Origin of the sequence: Wolbachia endosymbiont (group A) of Pherbina coryleti, assembly GCF_964026875.1 — a bacterium.
GTDB classification, from domain to species: domain Bacteria; phylum Pseudomonadota; class Alphaproteobacteria; order Rickettsiales; family Anaplasmataceae; genus Wolbachia; species Wolbachia pipientis.
Genome location: NZ_OZ034706.1, coordinates 1,006,289 through 1,032,443, shown reverse-complemented (window position 1 = coordinate 1,032,443; position 26,155 = coordinate 1,006,289). Strand labels below are relative to the sequence as shown.

At 35.6% G+C, this 26,155-nt stretch carries 24 protein-coding genes; 16 read left to right on the top strand and 8 right to left on the bottom strand.

The window, feature by feature from the left end; translation table 11 throughout:
* The first annotated feature begins 26 nt into the window (after positions 1–26).
* Positions 27–938, top strand: a complete 912-nt coding sequence (locus AAGD87_RS05060; RefSeq protein ID WP_070357048.1) for an outer membrane protein — start codon at positions 27–29, stop codon at positions 936–938.
* Between the two features lie 7 nt (positions 939–945).
* Here the strand turns inward: AAGD87_RS05060 and AAGD87_RS05055 are convergent, their stop codons facing one another.
* From AAGD87_RS05055 to AAGD87_RS05045, 3 genes are all read right to left on the bottom strand, one after another.
* Positions 946–2,433: a type II secretion system protein GspD gene (locus AAGD87_RS05055; protein WP_265023882.1), complete on the bottom strand. Its 1,488-nt coding sequence runs from the start codon at positions 2,431–2,433 to the stop codon at positions 946–948.
* A 134-nt stretch (positions 2,434–2,567) separates the two neighbouring features.
* Complete coding sequence (locus tag AAGD87_RS05050; protein WP_065095203.1) at positions 2,568–3,932, bottom strand: ankyrin repeat domain-containing protein; 1,365 nt, start codon at positions 3,930–3,932, stop codon at positions 2,568–2,570.
* Positions 3,933–4,760: 828 nt separating this feature from the next.
* Entirely contained in the window at positions 4,761–5,435 is a 675-nt protein-coding gene (locus AAGD87_RS05045) for a septal ring lytic transglycosylase RlpA family protein (protein ID WP_010082236.1), read from the bottom strand.
* Between the two features lie 26 nt (positions 5,436–5,461).
* Between AAGD87_RS05045 and murC the strand changes: the two genes are divergently transcribed.
* The 4 genes from murC (at position 5,462) to fumC (ending at position 11,117) form a co-directional block, all read left to right on the top strand.
* A complete protein-coding gene (murC, locus tag AAGD87_RS05040; protein ID WP_265023884.1) occupies positions 5,462–6,958 on the top strand; it encodes a UDP-N-acetylmuramate--L-alanine ligase in 1,497 nt (498 codons plus the stop codon).
* Positions 6,959–6,962: 4 nt separating this feature from the next.
* Positions 6,963–8,237, top strand: a complete 1,275-nt coding sequence (eno, locus tag AAGD87_RS05035) for a phosphopyruvate hydratase (RefSeq protein WP_341817453.1) — start codon at positions 6,963–6,965, stop codon at positions 8,235–8,237.
* Complete coding sequence (gene cgtA, locus AAGD87_RS05030) at positions 8,225–9,247, top strand: Obg family GTPase CgtA (protein WP_174515741.1); 1,023 nt, start codon at positions 8,225–8,227, stop codon at positions 9,245–9,247. Before eno ends, cgtA begins: the two co-directional genes overlap by 13 nt.
* A gap of 475 nt (positions 9,248–9,722) precedes the next feature.
* Entirely contained in the window at positions 9,723–11,117 is a 1,395-nt protein-coding gene (gene fumC, locus AAGD87_RS05025) for a class II fumarate hydratase (RefSeq protein ID WP_264339423.1), read from the top strand.
* A 194-nt stretch (positions 11,118–11,311) separates the two neighbouring features.
* Here fumC and grxD read toward each other — a convergent pair whose 3' ends face one another.
* Both grxD and AAGD87_RS05015 read right to left on the bottom strand, forming a co-directional pair.
* Positions 11,312–11,635 (bottom strand): Grx4 family monothiol glutaredoxin, encoded by a 324-nt coding sequence (grxD, locus tag AAGD87_RS05020; RefSeq protein WP_006280013.1) that lies wholly within the window; start codon positions 11,633–11,635, stop codon positions 11,312–11,314.
* 15 nt (positions 11,636–11,650) lie between these two features.
* Positions 11,651–11,869, bottom strand: coding sequence for a BolA/IbaG family iron-sulfur metabolism protein (locus AAGD87_RS05015; RefSeq protein WP_006280012.1), 219 nt, complete (start codon positions 11,867–11,869; stop codon positions 11,651–11,653).
* 164 nt (positions 11,870–12,033) lie between these two features.
* Here AAGD87_RS05015 and AAGD87_RS05010 point away from each other — a divergent pair, with 164 nt between their 5' ends.
* Positions 12,034–12,906 (top strand): P44/Msp2 family outer membrane protein, encoded by an 873-nt coding sequence (locus AAGD87_RS05010; RefSeq protein ID WP_080717615.1) that lies wholly within the window; start codon positions 12,034–12,036, stop codon positions 12,904–12,906.
* A 14-nt stretch (positions 12,907–12,920) separates the two neighbouring features.
* On the opposite strand, the gene AAGD87_RS05005 is transcribed toward AAGD87_RS05010, so the two are convergent.
* Positions 12,921–14,243: a malic enzyme-like NAD(P)-binding protein gene (locus tag AAGD87_RS05005; RefSeq protein WP_155969552.1), complete on the bottom strand. Its 1,323-nt coding sequence runs from the start codon at positions 14,241–14,243 to the stop codon at positions 12,921–12,923.
* Positions 14,244–14,377: 134 nt separating this feature from the next.
* On the opposite strand from AAGD87_RS05005, the gene pgsA reads away from it, so the two are divergent.
* From pgsA to AAGD87_RS04955, 10 genes are all read left to right on the top strand, one after another.
* Positions 14,378–14,920, top strand: a complete 543-nt coding sequence (gene pgsA / locus AAGD87_RS05000) for a CDP-diacylglycerol--glycerol-3-phosphate 3-phosphatidyltransferase (protein WP_012673109.1) — start codon at positions 14,378–14,380, stop codon at positions 14,918–14,920.
* 111 nt (positions 14,921–15,031) lie between these two features.
* Positions 15,032–15,973, top strand: coding sequence for a hypothetical protein (locus tag AAGD87_RS04995; RefSeq protein WP_341817452.1), 942 nt, complete (start codon positions 15,032–15,034; stop codon positions 15,971–15,973).
* Positions 15,974–16,033: 60 nt separating this feature from the next.
* Positions 16,034–16,741, top strand: coding sequence for an outer membrane protein assembly factor BamD (locus AAGD87_RS04990; RefSeq protein WP_155968525.1), 708 nt, complete (start codon positions 16,034–16,036; stop codon positions 16,739–16,741).
* A 59-nt stretch (positions 16,742–16,800) separates the two neighbouring features.
* On the top strand, positions 16,801–17,535 hold the full coding sequence (locus AAGD87_RS04985) for a YebC/PmpR family DNA-binding transcriptional regulator (protein ID WP_155968523.1): 735 nt from the start codon (positions 16,801–16,803) through the stop codon (positions 17,533–17,535).
* A complete protein-coding gene (locus AAGD87_RS04980) occupies positions 17,532–18,470 on the top strand; it encodes a M23 family metallopeptidase (protein ID WP_264339421.1) in 939 nt (312 codons plus the stop codon). The genes AAGD87_RS04985 and AAGD87_RS04980 overlap by 4 nt, the downstream gene beginning before the upstream one ends.
* A gap of 7 nt (positions 18,471–18,477) precedes the next feature.
* Complete coding sequence (locus AAGD87_RS04975) at positions 18,478–19,323, top strand: SPFH domain-containing protein (RefSeq protein WP_338482109.1); 846 nt, start codon at positions 18,478–18,480, stop codon at positions 19,321–19,323.
* Positions 19,324–19,362: 39 nt separating this feature from the next.
* A complete protein-coding gene (locus AAGD87_RS04970; RefSeq protein ID WP_264339420.1) occupies positions 19,363–20,064 on the top strand; it encodes a thiamine diphosphokinase in 702 nt (233 codons plus the stop codon).
* A gap of 480 nt (positions 20,065–20,544) precedes the next feature.
* Positions 20,545–20,874 (top strand): transposase, encoded by a 330-nt coding sequence (locus AAGD87_RS04965; RefSeq protein WP_007548762.1) that lies wholly within the window; start codon positions 20,545–20,547, stop codon positions 20,872–20,874.
* The gene (locus AAGD87_RS04960; protein ID WP_010082383.1) at positions 20,858–21,058 is read left to right on the top strand and encodes a hypothetical protein; all 201 of its coding nucleotides are present in this window, start codon (positions 20,858–20,860) and stop codon (positions 21,056–21,058) included. Before AAGD87_RS04965 ends, AAGD87_RS04960 begins: the two co-directional genes overlap by 17 nt.
* Before the next feature lie 19 nt (positions 21,059–21,077).
* Positions 21,078–21,485 (top strand): transposase, encoded by a 408-nt coding sequence (locus AAGD87_RS04955; protein ID WP_007548764.1) that lies wholly within the window; start codon positions 21,078–21,080, stop codon positions 21,483–21,485.
* Positions 21,486–22,138: 653 nt separating this feature from the next.
* Here the strand turns inward: AAGD87_RS04955 and lepA are convergent.
* Together lepA and AAGD87_RS04945 are read right to left on the bottom strand one after the other, a co-directional pair.
* Entirely contained in the window at positions 22,139–23,935 is a 1,797-nt protein-coding gene (gene lepA, locus AAGD87_RS04950; RefSeq protein ID WP_341817451.1) for a translation elongation factor 4, read from the bottom strand.
* A 75-nt stretch (positions 23,936–24,010) separates the two neighbouring features.
* Entirely contained in the window at positions 24,011–25,414 is a 1,404-nt protein-coding gene (locus AAGD87_RS04945; protein WP_264339419.1) for a malonyl-CoA decarboxylase, read from the bottom strand.
* Between the last annotated feature and the right edge of the window lie 741 nt (positions 25,415–26,155).

The window sequence follows — 26,155 nt, the reverse complement described above, 5'->3', positions numbered from 1 at the left end:
TGTAAATGATAATTGTGAATTCATTTATGATAACTAGAATATCTATTACTTTATTTTTGATTTTCATTTCATGTGTCTATTTTTTTATTACTTATATTAGTAATGATACACACATTGAGCAAGTACAACCCTTAAAATTAGAAACAGACAATAATAAAAGTGTGATACGTTCTGAGGAGGTTACTGCAAAAGAAATACCAATAAAATATCAAGAACTTGAAAGTAGTCCACCTTCTGTTTTCCAAGTAGCTGATCAGAAAAATATGTGGTCACGTATTGCAGATCAAGCTGAGCCTACAAAAGAAAAATCAAAAAAACTTGATTTTTATGTTAGCGCTAACGGTGGTAAGGTATACCATGATAATTCAGAAATATTTGTAAAGGGTATACAAGAAATAGGAAAAAGAGTCCTAACTTTAGTTGAAAGTCATTATGGTTTTATAATAAAAAATATAGTGGCAGATGAAATTAAAAGTATACAGCAATTTGATGGTAAAATTGATTTCCAGTGGTTTAGCAGCATGTCTTTAGGTTACTATGCTGGAGAAAATGGTAAAATTGATTTTGAAGCCGCGTATTCTATAGCCAATATTGAAGATAGTAATTCTCCTCCGGTATTTGATAAATCAGCAAGTATATTTGCGTTTTTGTTAAACTTCTATTATAATCCCAGCGTTCAGGATACACAATTTGCTCCGTACATCGGTCTTGGTATAGGACCAACAGTTTTTAGATTAAAAAGGATTAATGGGTCACCCCAAAATTCAATGCCACTGAATGTTCCTTGGTTTGCTTATCAAATAAAACTTGGTGTTGATTATTCAATAATCCCAGAAATCAAAACCTTTCTCGGCTATCGTTACTTTAGCGTTCCGATACCTGTTGCAGATGACATATCTACTCACAATATTGAAGTTGGTTTGATATTTAATTTTTAGTGATAATTTAATATATATATAAATTCTTATCTTTTCTATCTAACAAACCAAATGTTGGTACGATTGTTGCTTTTAAAAAAATGACAGTTTCTACTGTTCTAATATTATTCGCTAGCCTTTTTGATTTCTGATGCAATAAGCTTTGCTTATCTTCTCTATGTTCTATAAGCCCGCCGATTACCATAATTTCACCGCTCTTAATTTTTAACATAGAGTTCATTTCTCTGATTTCAACAATTGGAATGTCGCTATTTAATTTCATTTTACTCTGCTGTGCGACGTACTCTATATCTGGATCTTTAGTGTAGCCGTTAATTCTTGATAAAGTTGGATGTATATCCATGAATATTTCACTAGTATCAATGTTAATGCTTGGGTGGATTATTAGCACAACACCTATTGGGACGCTATTCATCTTGGTAATTAAGGTCTGATTAGAGTTTCTAGTATCTTTTTGTATATCGGAGGTAAAATAAATATGGTTTTTAGTAAATGAAATCATCGCTTGCTGATTATTTATAGCATGTACTCTGGGGCTTGAAATTACAGTTGAAGTGCCAAATTTGTCTAAATTTTTTACTAAATCTCCTAGATCATTTGCACCAAAGTTCATTGCTAGGTTAATAATGGAGTTATCTTGATTTATTATAGACTTAGTTCCATCTTGTAAGTCATTTAAGTTCATACCAGAAAGGTATTTGTCATCTAGCACAACTTCAACTATTTTTGCCTCTATCATTACTTGAGAAGACGCTAACTTCTTAACCTTATTAATATATTCTTCAACAGCTTTGTGGATATCTTTTCTAGCATTCAAAATAATAACACCAGCTTCTCTGTTGGATGAAAGGAATTCGCCATCATCCACCCCGTTAACATCCATTATTGCATTCAAGCCTTTTTCTAATGAATTCCATAAGTCACTACTGTATTGAGACTTCATAACATTGTTATAGTCCCTATCAACGTTACTTCCATCATTGTTAGTAATATTGTTATTAATGACGAAACTGCTTTGAGCAGAATGTTGAATATTGATGAAGTCTACGTAATAATTTTGTGCGTATGGCAAGTCCTGCTCAATTCTAATTACACCATTACTTGTTGAATAACGCAGTTTGGCGCTATTTGCTATACTCTGAATTACTTCGTTTATATCCTTATCTTTTAGCTTTAAAATAATATTACCTGATATTTTTGGGTCCATATCCAAGTTAACGTCAGAAAGTTTTCCTATCTCAATCAGCAAATCCTTTACTGATACTTCTTCACTAACATTAATAGAAATAAGCTGATTACTGATTGTGAGATCGGGAAACTCTATTGGTAAAGGCATAATTTCTGGTATTGCCGGTTCATTAATCTCCAAAGAGGTGTTATATTGTTGCAACGGATAATCGTGCTTATAATTGTCTATGTTAATAGGATATTGCTTGGTAGGTAGATGTGTGCAAGAAATAATGAAGAGGAGTATTAAGCATTTAAAAATAGCCATTAGAACAGCATACAAAATCTATACTAATAGATTTCTATAAAAATATTAAAAATGTATTTAATCTCATTTTCATCGAGCAGATAATTGTCGTGTATTAGCTTTGGCTATGTATTTTTTGTATACTCTTCTTGTACTTAAATGTAGACCAGCATAGCCCTAATTTTTTTATATATTTTACTTCTTTCTCTGTATTTAATAATAGGCTTGAAAATAAATGGTAAGCCTATAATTGTTAAGCTTAGAGCTAGGGTTGAAAGTATACAACAGGCTTTGTGTTTACTATGTAGCTCTTTCAGGTAAAGCATCAAAAATCTACAAAATTTTTTGTAATTTTCTTCGATGTTTTTTTTGCTATGAGCCTTGCTAATGAACATATCTATTGCGGTATGACCGTTATTGCACTTAATGTTAAGGTCTGCACCTTTTTCTGTTAACAACTGAGCTATATCAAAATAATCCTTTTGAACAGCAAGATGTAGAGGTGCAAAACCTTGTTGCTCACAAATGTTCATATTGGCTCTAACTTCCAATAACATTTTCACAATTTGTGTATGGCCTTTTTTAACTGCGAGTAGCAAGGGAGTTCTGTTACATTTAGTAACAGCATTAACGTTTACCTTAAGCTTCAATAAGAGCTTAACTGTTTTAGTGTTACCATTATGGCTAGCTTTATGCAGCCTAGCGTTACCATTAAAATCTTGATCGTTTGCTTCTATTCCCTTTGAAACAAGAAATGTTACCATTTTTCTATTATTATGCTCAATAGCGCAATCTAACGCATCAAAACCATGGTTGTTTTTTGTGCAAAAAAACTCTTTAAGTTTAATTTTATCGTTACTTGCTTGCTGTTTTTTTGCAATAAGTTTTACTATTTGCATTTTGTTGTTATACGCTGCTAGGAAAAGCGTAGTGTTATTTTCTGCATCTTTGGCTTCTATATTTGCACCTTTCTTTATCAGATATTCTATAATTTCTGCTCTGCTGTCATAATGTGCGGTGCATTGATAAATGGTTAAAAACAAAGGAGTACGAAAATTGTTATCTTCACATTCGAGATTTGCTCCGCTATCAATTAAAATTTGGACGCTTTTTTTAGAACCGTATAGTGAAGCTATATGAAGAGGAGTATAGCCCTCTTTGGCATCTTTTTCATTAATTTTTGCGCCTTTTGTTATCAAAAAATCTATTAATTCCGTGTCATCTTGTAGTGCAGCAAGGTGCAGTGGAGTGAATCCATTTTTATCCTTGGAATTAATTGTCAGTTGGTTAACAAAAAGTTTAGCAACTTTCTTGTGTCCATGCATAATGGCGTAATGCAGAGGGTTTCTATTTTCGTTGTCTACGACATTGAAATCAGCTTCGTGCTCTAGTAATGACTTTACTCCAACTAAATCGCCTTCTTTTGTGAACTTATGCAAGAGAGTGATTCCACTTGCATCTTTTGAGTTAATATCAAATCCATTTTCTACTAATTGGTTTATATCTTCCTCACGCGCCATATCACTTAAATCTCTAATTAAACTCTTTTCGCGTTAATAATACTCCTACTTGATTAAGTTTAAATGAATCTGTGAGAAATGGCTAGTGCATTCTTGCATAACAAACTTTTGGCAGCGCATTGGATGAAACGAAAAACTTACTTGACAAACTCCGCCAGCCCTCTTATCATGAAACTGAAGCTATTTATTTATCTTCGCAATCTCTGCAGTGGATTAATGACAAAAAACTTAATGTATTTGGCGTAAATCATGCTTAATTTTTTGCACTATGTGCACCTCATGTCTTTATAAAACTTTTAGGTTTCTACCTATACAAGCCGAAACGCGCTTATAAAGTGTTTAAGACAGTAAAAGACGTCAAATAGACAAGGGAGAATTTGAATACTAGCTACCCTAGGGTTTCTTTGCCTTTTTTTTTATTTGGTAAATTTCTTAACATTTATAGCTAAACGACAACTGTCATTCCTGTAAAGGTCAAGTATCCCGCTACTTGTTAGCGGGATCTAGAGATACCGTGACGGTATGACGTAGGATTGCTGTCATTCTGCTACTTGTTAGCGGCTGAGATACCGCGAATGAATCGCGGCATGACGGTTCGCCGTCATCCCGCTACTTGTTAGCGGCTGAGATACCGCGAATAAATCGCGGTATGACGGTTAGCGGTGGCGTGACGATAAGCTCGTCATTCCGCTACGTGTTAGCGGCTAAGAGATATCGCGGTGGTATAGCTATAAATTGTTGATATCTTTTTTATATCACATTTTTAACTTACAATAGTTAGCCAGCGTTCCTTACATTAACCAAATCTTTCAAATTCTGCACTCACCACTACCTATAACTCACTTTCACGCAATATTGATCGTTCTTAAAAAGCAATCTAACATTTTTTATTCCTTGATTGCGAAGCTTTGATGCAGCTGATTTAGCAGCCTGAGCACTTTTAAAAAATGCAACATATCCCTTACTTTCTGCACTGTCTTGTTTCGGATGACGTTTCTGCATTTCTTTTTCATATTGCTTTCTGTAATGAGGAGTATTTTGTATCAATTGTTCTGACATCTTTCTTAGGTATTGAACTTTTACTTTTGCAAGCCCAGATTTATGAAATCCTAAGACTTGAGCTGCTTTTTCTGATAAGTCTATTATTCTGCCTTCAATAAAAGGCCCTCTATCGTTAACCCTTGTAACAAGCTTTCTTCCATTTTCTAAATTAGTGACAAGAACAAAGCAGGGTAAGGGCAAAGTCTTATGCGCTGCAGAGATCAAGTGACGGTTAAACGCTTCACCATTTGCTGTAAGTGTGCCATGATCTTCTATTCCATACCACGATGCTATCCCTATCTCTTCATAGTGTTTACAGTTTTTTGGATAATAAGTTATACCATTTATTGTGTAGCTGCTGCCAATTTTATAATGACCTGCAGTGCAGTTAAACCTGTTGCTAAAACTGCAGCTACTTATCAAAACAAATATTAGACATAGAAAGGTTAGGTTTTTTATCATTGTATTCGGTAAGAGGGTTCGATACTATGAGGATTTTAAATTATACTATAATAAATTTAGTAATGAGTAAACATCTACTGCTAAATATTAACAAAACTCAAAAAGGAATAATACATATTATTGGTATAGGTGGAATTGGAATGAGTGCCATTGCTGAAATTCTTCACAATTCCAATTACAAAGTTCAAGGTAGTGATGCACAATCAAACGACAATATAAATAGGTTACAAAAGCTGGGTATAGAGGTTTATATTGGTCACAATGCTGATAATATAAGCCAAGCTCAAATAGTTGTACATTCTTCTGCGATAGAATCTGATAATGTGGAGTTAATTGCGGCAAAAAATAACAATAAAACCATTTTGCATAGATCAGACATACTTGCTGAACTTTTAAGAGATAAATATGTGATAGCGGTTTCAGGTTCGAGCGGAAAGACAACAACAACCGCTATGATTGCTTCCATTTTTGATCATTCTGGCATTGATGCGACTGTAACTGTAGGAGGGATATTAAATTCCTATAAGAGCAACTTCAAACTTGGAGGGAGTGACACTTTTCTGATCGAGGCTGATGAGTCTGATGGAACTATGCTAAAAATCCCTGCAAAGATTGCTGTCATAACAAGTATTAACAATGACCACATAGATTATTACGGCACATTTGATAATATCAAAAATGCATTTTCCCAATTCGTGAATAATGCAGGTTCTGCAGTTTTACCTGATTCTGTAGACATCGATTATGATGCGGGTAATTCTATAACGTTTGGGTTTGAGAATGGTAGCATAAGAGCCAGCAACATTAAACAGCATGCTAACAGCATAGAATTTGATGTGTTGAACAACTGGATTCCAGCATTACGTGCTGGAATGACAAAAGGAAAGTGTACAGAGATGTCATCCCAGTGCGTGACACTGGGATCCAGCCCTTTAAAAAACATAGTACTATCAAATGCAATTGGAATTCACAAAGTAAGCAACGCCCTAGCTGCAATATCAGTTGCGATAAAGCTCGGAATTAGCGATGCAGATATTAAAAAAGGCCTTTTGGAATTTCAAGGAGTAGCAAGAAGATTCTCTTTGATTGCCGATATTAAAGGTGTTAAGTTAATTGAGGATTATGCCCATCATCCAAATGAAATATATGCAACTTTAACGGCTGCACGTTCGATTACTAAAGGAAAAGTAATAGGAATTATCGAACCACTTCGTTTTGCCCGCATTCGTAATTTTTTTGATGAATTCATACGAATTTTCATGATGTTTGATTATGTCATCCTCACTCCTGTTCATCCCCCAGAAGACAAGCCTATTCCTGGTTGTGGGATTGATGATATACAAAAAGCTTTAATCAGTAATGGATTTAATAACACAAAAATTATGAATGATGCTTTGCTCATTTCACATTTTATTAGTGATTCGACAAGTCCAAGTGATATAGTATTATTTATTGGTGCTGGTAGTAATATAGCTAAATTGGCAAAGGAAACTGCAGCACTTATTGCGGAAGTTAAGGTTTAATGTAATGAATAAGATAATCAATAACGTATTTGCAAGAGAAATTTTAGATAGCAGGGGTTACCCCACTATTGAGGTAGAAATTGAGCTCTGTGATGGTGCAATAGGCAGGGCATCTGTACCTTCTGGAGCTTCAACCGGTAAATTAGAAGCCTTGGAACTCAGGGACCAAGATGAGAAAAGGTATTGTGGTAAGGGAGTGCTGAAAGCTGTTCAAGCTGTAAATGGGATAATAGCAGATGAAATCATTGGAATGAATGCAGCGGACCAAAATGCAATTGATAAAGCATTAATTGAACTGGATGGAACAAAAAATAAATCTAAACTTGGAGCAAATGCAACTTTGGGTGTGTCTCTTGCGGTTGCAAAAGCAGCAGCAAACAGCTTCAATATGCCGCTCTACAGATATTTGGGAGGAGAGCAGATGAGTGTTATGCCGGTTCCACTCATTAACATAATTAATGGTGGAGTACATGCAGACAATAAGCTCGATTTCCAAGAATTCATGATTCTTCCGGTCGGTGCTGAGACTTTCAGTGAAGCTATCAGAATATCTGCGGAGGTGTTCCACAACTTACGTAGCATTCTTAAGAAAAAAGGTTATAGCACAAACGTAGGAGATGAAGGTGGTTTTGCACCAAATATTGAAAGCACTGAAGAAGCACTTGACTTGATCATATACGCTATAGAATCAGCAGGTTATTCAGCGCAAAGTGATTTTGCACTGGGCCTTGATGTTGCTTCATCTACTTTTTATGAAGATGGAATTTACGAATTTGAAAGTAATGGGCTTACTTCAGAAGAGTTGACTGAATATTATTGTAATCTTGTGAAAAGATATCCAATAATTTCTATAGAAGATGCAATGAGTGAAGACGACTATGAAGGTTGGAAATTACTTACTGCAAAATTGGGGAGTAAAATTCAATTGGTTGGGGATGATTTGTTTGTTACAAATTGTGAACTGATATGCAAAGGAATAGAGGAAAAAATGGCAAATGCTGTACTGATCAAGCCAAATCAAATAGGGACGTTAACAGAAACTTTTGCTGCTATTGAAATGGCAAAATCAAATGGCTATAAAGCTGTTGTTTCTCATCGCTCAGGTGAAACAGAAGACACAACAATATCTCATATAGCAGTTGCGTCAAATTGCGGGCAAATAAAAACCGGGTCGCTATCGCGTTCTGATAGACTCGCGAAGTATAATGAGCTAATGAGAATAGAAAGCACGTTAGGAAAGGATGCTAAATATTATCGTGGGTTAGCATGGGTTTTATAGACGAAGTAAAATTGTGTTTAAAAGCCGGTGACGGTGGTGATGGCTGTGCAAGTTTTCGTCGAGAAAAGTTCGTTGAATTTGGTGGTCCAAATGGTGGTAATGGAGGAAAGGGTGGAAACATAGTTTTCATCAGCGACGCTAATCTCAACACTTTGCTTCATTTTCGTTATAGAAGACACATTAAAGCAGATAGTGGAAAAAATGGTGCAGGCAGGGATAGATCTGGCACAGCAGGGAAAGACGTTATACTTAAAGTTCCAGTCGGTGCACAAATAATTGATGAAGAAAGTGAAGAGATAATAGTAGACCTTGACAAGCCTGGTATGGAATTTCAAGTAGCACAGGGTGGAAAAGGTGGACTTGGAAATACTAATTTTAAATCTTCTACTAATAAGGCACCAAGACATTTTACTTACGGTCAGCCTGGCGAAGAAAAACATGTATTATTAAAACTAAAAGTTTTATCAGATGTTGGAATTATTGGCATGCCAAACGCAGGTAAATCAAAATTTTTGACTCGCTGCTCAAATTCCGATACAAAAGTAGGCGATTATCCATTTACCACCGTAAGACCTCATTTAGGCATGGTAAAAGTGGATGATAGCGAAGTTGTAATAGCAGATATTCCTGGAATAATTACTGATGCTCACCTTGGAGTTGGGCTCGGGCATAAATTTTTAAAGCACATAGAAAGGTGTCAAATTTTACTTCATTTAATCGATGTAACTCACGATGACGTTGTTTCGGCTTATAGTTGTATCCATAATGAATTGGAACTTTACAATAGTGATCTTGTTGAAAAAGAAGAGATTGTAGTATTAAACAAATGCGACTTATTGAGGGAAGCAGAAATTCTGGAAAAGAAGAATCACCTAGCTAATTATCTCAATAAAGAAGTGCTGTGCTTATCAATTAATGGTGATTTACAGCCTATTTTAAGATTATTAAGTGAAAAATTGAAAAAGAGTAATTCTAAGGAAATCGATGTATATGATCCTTTTAAGATGTGAATTTCATTTATTTTATCATATAACTAGAATATATTTGTACGAACATTTGTTTTTGTTAAACACAACAAATCCCAGTGTCAGCTACTTGCATCTACCACACAACTGTACGAACATTGCAATTTGCAGGCAATTTGCGTGGCAGATGGTGTCATCCCAGTGCCCAGACACTGGGATCCAGCCTTTTCATAATCATCAAAACGTTGTATTTTAACATAAAACGGCTACTTTTATGCTTACCAACTTAATAAAATTTCTGGATCCAAGTGTCAAGCACTGTGATGACATCATAGGGGCGCTGGGATGACACCCTCCTGCTAGACAATGTTCGTACAGTTGTACATCTACCATGCAAGTTACCTGAAAATTGCAATGTTCGTACACTTGACTACTTGGATCTAGTATGATTTAATTAACCAAGAAGTAGGCATGAAAAAATTATGTAGTGAACCAGTTTGCATAACACCAGGAGGAAAATATGGATAGAAAGACGAGAATAGAATCAGACAGCTTAGGGGAAGTAAAAGTACCAAGTGAACATTACTGGGGAGCGCAGACTCAGCGTTCTTTAGAAAATTTTAAGATTGGCACAGAAAAAATGCCAGAGCCTCTGATTAAAGCATTAGCAATAGTAAAACTTGCAGCAGCACATGTTAACATGAAGCAGGGTAGCATAGATAATAAGGTAGGGGACGCAATCTGCGCAGCCGCAAAGGAAGTAATAGATGGCAAATTTAATAATGAATTTCCGCTTGTTGTTTGGCAAACCGGATCCGGAACGCAGACTAATATGAATATGAATGAAGTGATCAGCAATCGCGCAATAGAGATTTTAGGTGGTAATTTGGGTAGTAAATCTCCGATACATCCAAATGATCATGTGAATTATGGTCAGTCGTCAAATGACACCTTTCCAACAGCAATGCATATAGCAGCAGCAGAGCAAATAAACTGCTTGCTTATTCCAAATCTTGAAAAATTGCATAAGGTGCTGGATAATAAGGTTCAGGAATTTAAAGATATAATAAAAGTAGGACGTACTCATCTGCAAGATGCAACGCCCCTAACACTAGGACAGGAGTTCTCTGGCTATGCAGTCCAGATTAAAAAGGGGATAGAGAGAGTAAAATCAACTTTAAGTGATATATATGAGCTTGCACAAGGTGGCACTGCAGTTGGCACGGGACTCAATACTAAAAAGGGTTTTGCTGAAGATTTTTCAAGCCAAGTTGCAGAAATTACTAACCTTCCATTTACTTCAGCAGGCAATAAATTTGAAGCGCTAGCAGCAAATGATGCTTTAGTTGAGCTCAGTGGAACACTCAATACAGTAGCAGTCAGTTTAATGAAAATTGCAAATGATATAAGGTTGCTTGGTTCTGGTCCAAGATGCGGAATTGGGGAAATAATGTTACCGGAAAATGAGCCTGGTTCTTCAATTATGCCAGGTAAAGTGAATCCAACTCAGTGTGAAGCGGTGACTATGGTATGCACTCAAGTTATGGGAAATCATGTTGCTGTAACCATTAGTGGTTCAAACGGTCATTTTGAATTGAATGTGTTTAAGCCAGTGATAATTTACAATGTTTTGCAGTCTATAAGACTTTTAGCTGACGCAAGTTTAAATTTTACAGAAAAATGTGTAGTTGGTATTAAAGCAAATGAAGAGAGGATAAAAGATTTACTGAATCAGTCGTTGATGTTGGTCACTATATTAAATACGCATATAGGGTACGACAATGCAGCAAAAATAGCGAAGCTTGCTTATAAAGAAAATATCACTCTAAAAGAAGCAGCAGCAAAACTTCAACTGCTCACTGAGGAAGAGTTTGAAAGGATAGTGAAACCAGAAGAAATGGTAAATTATTTGTAACCGCTCACACTTAATTCTTCAATCTCACTAATAGAAAGGCCAGTAAACTTGACAATAGTGTTAACATCAACATTATTATCTTGCTTTGTCTACCTTATTTTGCCGCTCCCCTGAACGGATACGGTTTAAGACATAAGATCCTTTTTCATAGCAATACTACGTTATCCAGCGTCTGGGCACTGGTTTCTTGGTACTTATTCCGCAATAATTTTTTTTTCCTTCAATAAACTTTGCAGTTCGCCTTTTTCGTACATCTCGCGAGTGATGTCGCAACCACCAATAAACTCTTCCTTTATATATAATTGTGGAATTGTTGGCCAATCAGAAAACTTTTTTATAGATTCACGTATTTCATCATTCTCCAACACGTTAATATACTTAAACTTCACGTTCAATTTTTTTAGGATTGACACGACGAGTCCAGAGAATCCGCATTGAGGAAAATCAGAAGTGCCTTTCATATACAATACCACATCATTTTCTGTTATATCTTTTTTTATTTGTTCAAAATTGCTCATAAATTCACCTTATTTTTAAGTATTAGTTTCCAGTTGCAAGGCGTGTATAGACTGACCTTCCAGAGCTTTATATACCATTTTATGCTGTTCTATTTTTGTCTTTCCAAGAAAACACTTGGAGTTTATTTTTAAATGATAATGGTCATCATCTCCAGCAAGATCATGAATCTTTATATCAGCGTCGGGGAACGATTGTTTGATGATCCTCTCTAATTCGTGAATTGCAATAGTCATTGATTTGCTTTAAATTACAATACTTTCATTATAAATCTAAAACGATTGAGCGCAATAAAAAGTTGCTATCATAAAAAATAGAAGCATACTATAATAATGGAATGACAAGTTATGCAGGGAGGCCTTGTGGTGGGCGAAAGATTTAAATTCACATATCTTTGGTTTTGCTAACTTTTTCATTTAGGTGCTTATCTTACGATGATAAAATAAATAACTTAGAGAATGTTTACATCAAAGCTAACTATTTTGGAGCATTCTTCAATGCAATAGGTTCTCTAGAAGGAAAAGAAGATGCAGGTGACAATATAACAGAGGGGGTTTTTAGTTTTAATAAGAAGGAGCGAATTGAAGCTGGATACAGTCCTAAATATGTTCCAGGGTTTGCCGGTAGTGCTGCAATAGGGTATTTATTCAAAAATATGAGAGTTGAGTTTGAAGGCTTATATTCTCAGACTAACTTGTATGATGAAGATTATTCAGATAAGAAAAAAGCAAGATATATTGAACTTCGTCGTCACAATGATGCGTCTACTGGAGCGGAATGCAATTCACCTTGGAGAAGTGGAAAGGTTGATATTCACATTCAAGAAAATTGTAGTGTTGAAGCAGAGTTCAGAGCTGCATTTAAGATGAAAAATGAAGGTTTTAATAACTTAGCTGGAATGGTCAATGTATATCGTGATTTTAATATAGCAAAAATGCCATTCACCCCATATGTTGGTATTGGTGCAGGTGTAACTAGGGTTAAATTTCTAGGAAAAACCAGATATGCCTTGGCTTACCAAGCAAAACTTGGTATCAATCACCAACTTACAGCACAAACTCAAGCATTTGCTGGTTTACGCTATTTTGGTATCCTTGATAACCAATTTAAAGATATTGTACCAGGAATAAAGATACTAGCTGGTGAAGGATATATTCCTGCCGGTGGAGGAAGTAAGGTTGATGAAACTGCACGTGTTGAATCAACAACTGCAACCATTACCAATAGGTTTGGCATATATGGCTTAGAGTTTGGGTTGGTTTATCACTTTTAACTTTATCCAATAAATTACATATGTGAAGATAGTAAATTCAGCGTGCTGAGAACATTAGAAAGACGAGATTTTAATTGATTTTCATATTTACTCCAATCTTGTATTGCCTTTCTTGCAACACCTGAATCAACTGCGGCTTTTGCAACAGCAGGAGCTACTATAGAAATTAATCTTGGGTCAAATGGAGTAGGTATTATATATTCACGTCCATAGCCCATTTTACGACCGCCATAGACTGCAGATATCTCACCTGGTACTGGCTCACGGGCAAGCTTTGCTATTGCATCTGCAGCTGCAATTTTCATTTCATCATTTATTGTTGTTGCATGTACATCAAGTGCCCCTCTAAATATATAAGGAAAACCCATTACGTTGTTGACTTGGTTGTTGTAATCTGACCTACCAGTTGCAATTATTGCATCTGGCCTCACAGATTTTGCAAACTCAGGCCTTACTTCTGGATCGGGATTGGCAAGAGCAAAAATAATCGGGTCTTTGCCCATACTCTTTAACATCTCTTCATTTAACACATCTTTTGCAGATAGTCCGATGAATACATCAGCGCCTTTTATTGTATCAAGTAGAGAACGTTCGGAAGTATCAATTGCATATTTTTCCTTCCACTCATTCATGTCCTCGTTTCTACCTTTGTATATTACTCCTTGCTTATCACACAGCACTATATTTTTAGCGCCCATGGACTTTAGTATTTCTAAACATGCAATACCGGCTGCTCCAGCACCATTCATAATGATCTTAACGTCCTCTAATTTCTTTCCGACAATATCAAGAGCATTTTCTATACCAGCTGCAACAACCACTGCAGTTCCATGCTGGTCATCATGGAACACTGGAATATCCATCAGTTCATTCAGACGTTTCTCTATTATAAAACAATCGGGAGATCTTATATCCTCTAAATTTATCCCCCCCCAACTTGGCCCAAGGTACCTTACTGCATTGATAAAATCTTCTATATTTTCTGTACCAACTTCTATATCAACTGCATCAATATCAGCAAAACGCTTAAATAAAACAGCTTTGCCTTCCATGACAGGTTTTGCAGCAAGAGGACCGATATTACCAAGTCCAAGCACTGCAGTGCCATTTGAAATGACAGCAACACAGTTGCTTTTTGCCGTATAATCATAAACAACCTCAGGATTTTTAGCTATTTCAAGGCACGGAGCTGCAACGCCAGGGGAATAAGCAAGTGACAAATCATACTGGGTAGATAAAGGTTTTGTTGGCATGATTGAAATTTTACCAGGTTTACCACCTCTACTGTGATAATTAAGTGCCTCTTGTTTTGTGGTACTATCTAAATCATCGTTCATCATTACATCCTTATATTTTAAGCTTGTATTTTTTAAGTATATGGAGTTTTTATAAATGTTCAATTGTAAACTATTAGCTTGTGAACTCTGGTGTACTTCTGTATAAGTTTACCTACTACGTAGAATGGTATTACATGCTTAAGAAAAACGTGCCTAATTTGCTTACAATTTCTCGTGCGCTTGCAGTACCAGCAATAATATTAAGTTTTTATATAGAAAATAAATATGCAGGCCTGATAACAATATCAATCTTTGTGTTTGCGTGCATTACGGATTTTTTTGATGGTTACTTGGCGCGTGCGTGGAAAGTCCAATCAAAATTTGGCAAGCTATTTGATCCAATTGCTGATAAATTAATAGTGGTTTCAACGATAATTATGCTAGTTTATAAGCAGAAGATAAATGATTTTACAATAGTACCATCGATTATCATCATCTGTAGGGAGATATTAGTCTCGGGTTTACGGGAGTTTTTGATAGCTACAAATGTTAGTCTACCTGTAAGCAAAGCTGGAAAAATTAAAACATTTCTACAGATGGTTGCTGTAGTAGCGCTAATAATGAACGATTATTATATGATTCAATATACAGGTGCGATTTGTTTATGGGTTGCAGCTATTATAACTATGTGGTCAGGCTATAATTATATCCTAGCCGGCATCAAACAGATTGATTAAATCTCCTAGGAAATAGTTAATAGACAAGAGTAGTTAATATCTTAGTGATATTGACTCAGAAAGCAAAAAGGTGTATAATTGTATTAACTTACAACTAATTAGGTTAATATTATGAAAATACCTAGTGGCAAATTTTCTTCTACTAAAAAGGTTCCAGGAAAGAATAAGAAAAAAAGAGATTTTGAACCATTAGAAGAGTTTTTTTGGGATTTTTGGCCAACAGTTGATAAAGAAGTCAAAAGAGAAAGGCTAGAACAAGAACTATTAGCACTAAAAAAAAGAGAGCTATATAGAAAATGTGCATCATTGGCAACAATGGTCCCATTTACATTGCTGATGGCGATTGAACTGGAAAAAACATATAGCGATCAGGTATTACTTGGCGTGATAAGTGGCGCGCTAAGCCACACTATATTACCTTTTACAGTCTTATCTCTTATTTGTACGCTATATTTAATTTACAATAATAGGAAGATAGCACAAAAAGAACGAGAGTTGGAGATTATTGAAAATGGAGAGGAAGTAAAGGAAAAAGAGCACAATATTTCTGATATAGGTCAGTGTTTGATCTATATTGAGGCTATAACAACTGCACTGGTTATTATAGGTATGATAATGGGTGAAACATCTTCACTTGAAGCAGCAGAGGATGCAATTTTATTTCTTGCCAATGCAATTGCTTTTCTTGCAACTCTTGTTTCTTATATTGATAAGCATGAAAAAAATAAGAAAAAGGAAACAGAAAAGTCTGATCTTGATGAGAAATCTAGCAAGAAAACTAGCAATATATCTGTAGCCGGATTGGCGCTTGCTGGTTCTTCTGTATTTTTAATAAGAAGGATAATGTTAATAGCATTAGCATCGTCCTTAAATCCTGCTGTTGGACCTACTTTAGGCTTGATAGGTATTGCAATTTTTATGGCTGTACAGGTCTTAACTATACATTCCTACAGTAAGACGCTGAAAGATCCAAAAGTGGAAGGACGAGGTGAATCAAGAAATGCAGGTAGTTCTGACCGTAGTTATAAAGAAGAAGGACCGGCTATTGCCTAAGAAATTTATTTATTTAAGTAATATTTAGGTCTATACTTTATTTTGATCGAAAAAAATCTTATGTATAAGACTTTAATCACGTGCTTTATTTTCCTAATTTGCTCCTTTACACAATCGTATGCGGATGATCTTGAAAAAACTGAAACTGAACTATATGAAGAAGCAGTTGAACTTTTTGACCAGAAAAAATATAAACAAGCTATTAGGGCATTTCATAAGATAGAGGATTTGTATCCTTTTTCTTATTGGGCAATGAAAGCAAAATTATTATCTGGGGTCTCTCACTATAATATGGGTAACTATAGCAGTGCTGCAAGTGATATGGCTGATTATATATATGTTTATTCAAATGGTGAAGATTTACCATATGTATACTACTTAAGGGTATTATCTTATTACATGCAAATTAATAAAGTGCAACTTGGACAGCAAACTGCATATAAAACTTTAGAGCTAGCCACTGAGTACATTAATCTCTTTCCAGGCAGCGAATATGTAGACGAGATAAAGGAAAGAGCAAAATTAATCACAGAACATATATCAACAAAAGAGTATTCTATCGGTAAATTTTACCTGAGGCGTGGTGAATATTTAGCAGCAATTAAGCGTTTCCAGAATATGGCAAGCTATAAGGATTCTAAATATTTTTCTAAGTCTATTAACTATTTAGTAGCAGCCCATTCAGCCCTTGGCCTTGACTTAGAAGCTGAGCAGTATGAAAGTATGTTATTAGCAGAAAACCTGCAAGATGCCAAGCCAGAGGCTTGAAAATTTGCTTTAGCTTTTTCTATGCTTTGATATATAATTAGGTTTTTAACTATTTGAATATGGCTGGTCATTCACAATTTTCAAATATAAAACACCGGAAAGGTGCTCAGGATGCAAAGCGCTCTCAAAAATTTACGAAGCTGATTAGAGAAATAGCAGTTGCTGCAAAGCAAGGGCTACCCGAACTCAACCCGCGCCTTCGCTCTGCTATATTTGCTGCACGCAAGGAAAATCTACCAAAAGATAAAATAGAAACAGCAATAAAAAATGCAACTGGTAACGTTGCTGGAGAAAATTACGAGGAAATACAATATGAAGGTCATGGGCCTTCTGGCACTGCACTCATTGTCCATGCCTTGACTAATAACCGCAACCGTACTGCTTCTGAGGTACGTTATATCTTTTCTCGTAAAGGTGGAAATTTAGGAGAAACAGGAAGTGTTAGTTACCTTTTCGATCATGTAGGCTTAATCGTCTATAAAGCAGAAGGTATGAATTTTGACGATTTATTCAGTCATGGAATCGAATTAGAAGTATTGAATGTTGAGGAAAATGACAAAGAAGGATTACACGTTATAACTTGTGAAATAAAAGATTTTGGTAAAGTACGCGATGCCTTTTATGCAAAATTCGGAGAACCAGAACTTGCTCGTCTTTCATGGCAGCCAAAAGATCTGATTGAAATTAGCGATAAAGAGTTGATTGATAAATTATCTGCATTGGTTGAAGAGCTGGAAGATAATGATGATGTACAGTATGTGGAAGGTAATTTTACTTTTGTTGATAAGCTATGAGGCTGGTAATATTTGTATTGCTTTGTATTTTACCAGCATATGCTACTGAAACATCAACAGATCTTGCACAGCCATTCCAGCATGGAATCAGAAAAAAAAAAGCTACTTTGACGACAGAAAGTGATAGAAAGTTGTTATTCATATCCAGTACCATAAAATCTTCCTTTTTTGCCACGGAAGGGTTGGCGCCAAATACAGTGGTGAAATTGATCAACATATATAAAGATTTCGGTGTTGATTTTAAAAAAGACATTGTGCCGAAGAGTAAATTGGAGGTTCTTTTTGAGAGATTGCCTAATAATCAGAAGACTGAAGAAAAAATTTTATATGCTTCACTGACAATAAACAAGAAAGCTATTAGTTTATATCATTATAAATCGCAAGACGGCAAAGAAAGGTATTTTAATAAAGAAGGAATAAGCTTAAAAAATGGCGAAATTTTTGCAAATCCTTTAAATGGAGATTATCGCATATCCTCAAAATTTGGCAATAGAAAGCATCCTGTTCGCGGTAAAATTGCTTTTCACAAAGGAGTGGATTATGCAGCTAAACTTGGCACTCCCATATACGCTGCTGCAGAGGGTGTGATAGAATATATAGGAAAGAATGGTGGCTATGGAAATTACATCAAAATAAAACACAAAAATGAATATTCAACCTGTTACGCGCATATAAGTAGATTTAGTGGCGATATAAAGTTAGGCTCTAAAGTAAAGCAGGGGCAGATCATCGCTTATGTTGGTAGCACTGGTGTTGCAACAGGACCCCATTTACATTACGAAGTTATATATAATGGCAAACACATTGATCCGCTTACGATAGCACATAAAACTGAAGTAAAATTGCCTGATCATGAATTAAGAGAGTTTAAACTATTTGTAAATAAGATAAACAAAACGATCAACAGAGAGAGTTCAAGTGAAAAAGAAGTTTAAAGACAATATGGATAAGAATACGATAAACGATAGAAATTTGAGTCAAATTCGGGCTTTTCCTGTACTAATAGCGCTAGGATTAATTTTATCGCTGCTTTTTTTGGCATATGACAGCACAATTGCACTTGGAGTTGCTGCCGTTTCAATTTTGACTTTTCTTCAAGGATTTTTTATTAATGACCCTAATGAAGCAAGAGTGATAGAATTTTTTGGTCATTATATTGGAACTTATTTTAAGTCTGGAATATGTGTAACGCTTCCCTTTTCAAGCAAATATATAGTTTCCCTAAAATTTCAGAATATTAACACAGAAAAAATAAAAGTTAATGATGCCAATGGAAGTCCAATAGAGATTTCAGCAGTAATTGTTTGGAGAGTGAGCAGTCCTGCAAAGGCGTATTATAATGTTAACAACTATCACGAATTTGTTTTTGTACAAAGTGACTCAGTAATAAGAGAATTAGCTAGTAACTATCCGTATGACAGCGAAAGCGATGAGGAATCTTTACGTAAAAATTCTGATAAAATTTCGAGTGAATTGCAGTCAATGTTACAACAAAGATTAGATATTGCAGGAATTGAGATTACAGAAGCGAGAATATCGCATTTGGCGTATTCGTCCGAGATTGCACAAGCAATGTTAAGGCGTCAACAAGCACATGCTATCACTTCTGCAAGAAAGCTTATAGTGCAAAATGCAATAGGAATTGTCGAGGAAGTAATAGCTCATTTTGAAAAAAACAAAAGCTTACAATTAGATGGCAAGCAAAAGGTTCAATTGATAAATAATTTGTTGGTTGCCCTAATCTCTGAGCAAGATGCACAACCAACGATTAGTTTGGATAATAATTAGTATAATTGCTAATATCGGTTATTCAAAAATGTTATTACGATGCAAAAGCTGCGTGAAGCATTTCATAATCATGTACTACATTGTAGCATACAACAACAATATCGTTCTATTGTTGTGCTAAATGGGGAAATACCTGATTCATCGTTTTTTAAACGAGATATACCTATTATTGCTGTAGATGGAGGAGCAAACAAGCTTCTATCAATTGGCGTAAAACCTGATCTTGTAGTAGGAGATTTGGATAGCGTAAATCTGGATTTACGTGCTAATTTGAATACGATATATCTACCTGATCAAGATTATTGTGACTTTTCTAAAGCCATAGCCCATTTAAAGACAATGAAGTTACTGCCATCGATAATAACAGGTATTACTGGAGGAGCAATTGATCATATACTACAAAATATTAACGTTTTTCTAAGTACAGATAGTATCTTTTACACACCTTCACCTCCCATGGTAGGTTACACTTTACAAAAAGGTATTACCCATTTTTTTTCTTTGCCAAAAAATACTAAAATATCTTTACTTGGTATACCGAGAGCTCAAATATCAACCAAAGGATTAAAATGGGAACTGCACCTTAGTAATCTTGCTTTTCCGGGAAAAAATTCTTGCTTTAATCGAAGTTTAGGCAATAAGGTATCCGTAGAAGTACACAGTGGTATATGTCTAGCAATGATTTATTTAGAGACAGTAGATGATGCTGCAAGACATCATGTGCGTCAAGTTAAGAAGTAAATAGACTTCTTGCATAACCCAAACTAAGTAGAAAAAAGGTATCATCCAAGTAGCTGACACTGGTTCCTTTATGACGTGTCATTCCAGTTTCAGCTACTTGAATGACAGCAGTCCTACGTCATACCGCCGCGGTATCTCTTAGCCGCTAACAAGCAGCGGGATGACGAATTGCTTAACCGTCATACCGCCACGAACCGTCATACCGCCGCGGTATCTCATCCGCTAACACGTAGTGGGATACTTGATCTTTACAGGAATGACGGTTGTCAGGCTAGCCTGTCATCCCAGTGCCCAGACACTGGGATCCAGGAATTTTATTAAGTTGGTAAGCATAAAAGTGTTATGTAAAATATAACGTTCTTGATGGGATTGCGTGAAAGGCTGGATTCCAGTGGGCTTTGTTGCATAGCAACTGAAAAAATCTGGTGGCTACTGACAAAATTCATTATAAAATAGCCATTTAACCTTGAAAGAAAAAATATGCCACAAAAAATGAGGGTCAGTAACCATAGCGAATATAACAAATTTCTAGAAAAAAGAGGAAATATTTTTCATTATATCAACGAAGCCATAGAAAAGTGGTACGAGAATGGTCCAAAAATACCAGGTGGCAACAATATTTATAGCGATAAAGTTGTAATTTTGGTGCACATAATAACTTGTTTATTTAGAATAGGCCTGAGGCAAACAGTTGGGTTTATAGCAGGATACCTTGAGCAAATTGGGAAAAATTTGCAAGTTATCAGCTATTCACAATCATCAAGAAGGTTTAAGAAACTCAATATTAAGATCAATGATTGCAGAAAATAATATGGAAGATATCGAAATTGCTATAGACAGTACAGGAATTAGTATATACAACAACACTCCTGGTCATAGCAAAGAAAATAGCGAAGATAGAAAGTATCGCAGCTATGAACAGACAAGAAAATTGCATGTAATGTTGAATACAAACAGCAAAAAAGCCATAGCTGTAAAATACAGTAACGGCTGATCACTATGGAGCTTGTGATTTGCTAAAAGAAGTCGATTTTCAGTATGTCATAAAAGTACTATATGCAGATAGGGCATATGACAGAGAAAAGCTCTATAAGCTGTGTAATCAATATGGTATAAAAACGAAAATTCCTCCGAAAAACAACGCAGCAGAGCATCCAAAGTTAGACTATATGGCTGAGAGAAATTCTGCAGTCAAGCTCATAAAGTCATATGATGAAGATGGTATAAAGAAGTGGAAAAAAGAGATGAGTTATGGAAAAAGATCTTATATAGAAAGTTTTTTCTCGCGACTGAAACAAACATTCGGGTTTAGTTTTAGGAATAAATCTGAGACAAATAGAGAGAAGGAACTACTTGTTAAATGCTATTTGCTCAATAAGTTCACTGATATTGGTATGGCTAAATTTGAGATAGCTTCATAAATTTATTGTGCGTTACCTACTATCCGAAGAGCGATGCAACAAAGCCATCCCAGTGTCAAGCACTGGGATGACAGCAGTCCTACGTCATACCGCCGCGGTATCTCAGCCGCTAACAAGTAGCGGGATGACGGTTGTCGTTTAGCCATAAACATTAAGAAATTTACCAAATGAAAAAAAGGCAAAAGAAGCCCCGTGGTGGTTGGCTATTTACTATGTACTAAAATATCGGCGTTTTTTTATTCTAAAACGCTTGATTAAGAGCGATTTAGCTGCTTTTAACTTGCAACTAACCTACACCGCAAGTGTTTAAGAAATTTACTAAGCAGGAAAAAAGGCAAAGAAACCCCGTAGTAGCTAGCATTCAAATTCTCCCTTGTCAATTTGACGTTTTTTGCTGTCTTAAACGCTTTGTAAGCGCGTTTCGGCTTATATAGGTAAAAACCTAAAAATTTTTAAAGACATGCGATGCACGTAGTGCGAAAAATTAAACATGAGACGCCAAATACCCTAAGTTTTTTGTCATTAACCTGCACAGATTGCGAAGATAAATAAATAGCTTCAGTTTCATGATAAGGGAGCTGGCGGAGTTTGTCAAGTAAGTTTTTTCGTTTCTAACGGTTGTTGCCAAAAACTATACAAGAAGTCTTTTAAGATCAATCACTTATCTTCAAGGCTTGAATAAAAGCATTCTGTGGAATATTTACGTTCCCTATAGAATGTAACCTTTTTTTACCCTTCTTTTGCTTTTCAAGTAGTTTCATTCTTCGCGTTACATCTCCACCATAGAGTTTAGCTGTTACATCTTTTCTGTATGGGTTAATCGTTTCTCTGGCAATAATTTTTCCGCCCACTGCCGCTTGAATCGCGATTTTATATTGCTGACGTGGTATTAGATCCTTCAAGCGTGCGCATATTTCACGCCCTCTTTTTTCTGCCCTACTTTTGTGAACGATACAAGCCAGTGCATCTACGGGCTCTCCATTAATTAAAAAGCTTAATTTATCTATTTGGCTTACCAGATAGCTGGAAATTTCCCAATCCAAACTTGCATATCCTTTGGAAATTGATTTTAATCGATCATAAAAGTCAAAAACAACTTCAGACAGTGGTAATTTATATCTTAACAATGCTGTTGTTGTGTTACCAATGTAAGATAAATCCTCCTGTTCTCCCCTCCTTTCTTCACATAGAGATAGAATCTCTCCCAAGTATTGGTCAGGGACCATTATGGTTGCGGTAATCCATGGTTCTTCCACAATTTCAATTTTCGTTGGATCTGGCATATCACTTGGGTTATGAATATTCAAAATTTCACCACTTCGTGTTGTAACCCTATATATAACACTCGGTGCAGTTGCTGTTAGGTCTAAATCAAATTCTCTCTCGAGCCTTTCTTGAATAACTTCAAGATGCAACATTCCCAAAAAACCACAACGAAATCCATAGCCTAGTGCATTTGAAGTTTCAGCTTCGAAGGTAAAACTTGCATCATTTAAATGTAACTTCTCTAGAGCTTCCCTTAGATATTTAAAATCATCCGTTTTGTGAGGGAAAATGCTACAAAATACCACAGGATGCACTTCTTTAAATCCAGGAAGTGCTTTACTACAAGGTCTCTTTTCCTCAGTGATAGTGTCTCCTACCTTGCAGTCTGCTACTTCCTTCATTGAAGCAGTTATAAAACCAACTTCACCCGCTGAAAGCTCACTCGTCATAACTTTTTTAGGGGTGAAAATACCAATATTGTCCACTTGATATGTAGCATTATTAGACATCATAACAATTCTCATGCCTTTTTTTAGCACTCCATTTTTAACTCGCACTAAAATTACTACTCCTAAGTAAGTGTCATACCAACTATCAACCAAAATTGCTTGCAATGGAGCATTTACATCACCTTGAGGAGCTGGAAGTTTTGCTACTATTGCTTCCAGTACATCTTTTATTCCAAGTCCAGTTTTTGCTGATATTAAAACTGACTCACTTGCATCAATACCGATTATTTCCTCAACCTGGAGTTTTACCCCTTCTGGATCTGCAGCAGGAAGATCAACTTTATTGAGCACAACTATTATTTCATGGTTGTTGTCAATAGCTTTATATACATTTGCAAGGGTTTGTGCTTCAACGCCCTGGCTACTATCTACCACTAAAAGTGAACCTTCACATGCGGCTAAGCTTCGGCTTACCTCGTAAGAAAAGTCAACGTGACCTGGGGTGTCCATGAGATTTAGGCAATATTGATTACCGTCGTTTGCCGTATAATTGAGTTTTACCGTCTGTGCCTTAATTGTAATCCCACGTTCGCGTTCTATATCCATTGAATCGAGTATTTGATTGGTCATTTCTCTTGCTTCAAGGCCGTTACATTCCTCTATTAAACGGTCAGCAAGCGTTGACTTACCGTGGTCTATATGCGCTATTATTGCAAAATTTCTTATGTTGTTCATTTATGGCTATTTTACTTAAGTAGAACCATTTTACATTTTAAGTGTTGTGAGGGCAATCCTTTATTAAGAGACTATTTACTCCTTCAACATAGACGACACTTTTTTCGAGCAGGAAATCACTTTATTAACCATATAGTTTTCATGATTATTATCTATTTTAGGCAACTCATATAGATAATTTACCATCATCCCGGCTGACTGACTAATACCCTTTTCAGAAGTATCCGCCATCCAGTTTAATTGTTTTATTGATGCGCCATTGCTTAAATGAAAATGCGCCACCGGGTCATAAGTATTTCCATTACTATTATTCACTTTTAGTAAATAATATGCACATAGTTTAAGCATGTATTGTTTAGTTTCATTTGTACATTCAACATTAGTTTTTAATTGCTCTGCACTTTCTAAAATTTCTGCACTAGATTGTTTTATATTTAGTTTGCCCAATAAAGTGACATCTTGGTTTAGATTGTTTTTTAGCCATTTCGTAAAGCCAGGTATTGGAGAAAGAGTTGCATATGTTTTTATACTTTTAAACTCCTGTGATAGCTTTTCTACAACCCTTTTGATCAAAAAATTACCAAGGCTGATTCCAGATAACCCTGCTTGAGTATTTGATATTGAATAGAATATAGCAGTGCTCGCATTACTCGGATCATTTGAAGGTACTGACTCATCTAAAAGGTGTTGAATGCTATCTGCAATCTTATCTACCAATGCAACCTCTACAAAAATTAGAGGTTCGTTTGGTATCTTGTAATGAAAAAAAGCAAAACAGAGACGATCAGAATCTAGTCTGTTTTTTAGGTCGCCCCAAGAGGAAATTTTATGCACAGCTTCATATTTTATAAGTTTTTCTAGCAATGATGCAGGTGAATCCCAAGTGATTTGACGAAGATCGAGTAGATCGACATCAACCCAAGTATAGAGTATATTTTTTAATTCGTTCTCTAGTGGATTCAAGCTTCTATGTTGGTTTTTTAGCTTAAGCACATCAGAACGCATATCAACAATAAACTTAAGGCCTTCTGGTAAAGAAATAAATTGCTTTAATATTTTAGAACGCGGTGATTCAAGAATTTTTATTAAATCCTGTTCAAATTTATAGTTTAACTCGGGATCTTGGTTTTTCTTATACTCTCTAATTTTCTCATCTATTTCCGCTTTATTCGGATTAAATTTTTCTGCCAGGGTTTGTAGAAATTTTATTTTACCTTTCTCTGATAAGCTTAAGTACAAGTTACCAAGAGATACAGCGTTTTTACGTGCTGAAACCTCCCCTCCCTTTGGATTTAAGCACTCGTTCATCTTCAAGACTAAACTATCGATATCGCGACTGTTGCTTAAATCAGGACTGATGTTACCAATCCACGATCTTACAGCATCTGCCACTCCACCTAGTATTTTAAAAAAGCTTCTTACCGCCTTTTTGTCTTCAACTTTCACTATATCAGTTTTTACCAATGATTCTTTTGTCATAGATTCCCTTTATTATACATAGCTAATGCAAGTCAGGGTCATACCGCCGCGATATCTCTAGATCCCGCTAACAAGCAGCGGGATGACGGTTGTCGGTAAACCCAAGTTATTTTAGCTACATATAGCTTAAGTTAAAGGAAAATTTTAGCTACATAGCAGGCACTATTACTAGATTATTAATAATTCAGTAATACAATAGACTTCTTGCACTACCTCCCAAGCCACAACTGTCATTCAGTAGAAACGAAAAAACTTGCTTGACAAACTCCGCCAGCCCCCCTATCATGAAACTGAAGCTATTGTATTTGCTTTCGCCAATCTGCAGATTAAAAGGTAAGGATTACTTAATGTATCGGCGTCTTATGTTCAATTTTTTGCAGTATATAGATACTGTATGTCTTTACAAAACTTCATCTACATCTAGATTTTTATCTAAATAAGCTGAACGCGCTTATAAAGCGTTACAAGACATCAAAAAATGCCAATACTCGACAGAGATAGTAAAAGACTAGCTAACTCGGGGATTCTTTGTCTTTTTTTCTGCTTAGTAAATTTCTTAAACATTTGCAGCGTAGGTTAGTTGCAATTAAAAGTGGCTGAATCTCGCTTGTCAAGCGTTTAAAACATAAAAAACGCCAATATTTTAAAGCGGATAATAACCTCAGGGCTTCTTTTGCCTTTTTTTCATTTGGTAAATTTCTTAATGTTTATGGCTAAACGACAACCGTCATCCCGCTACTT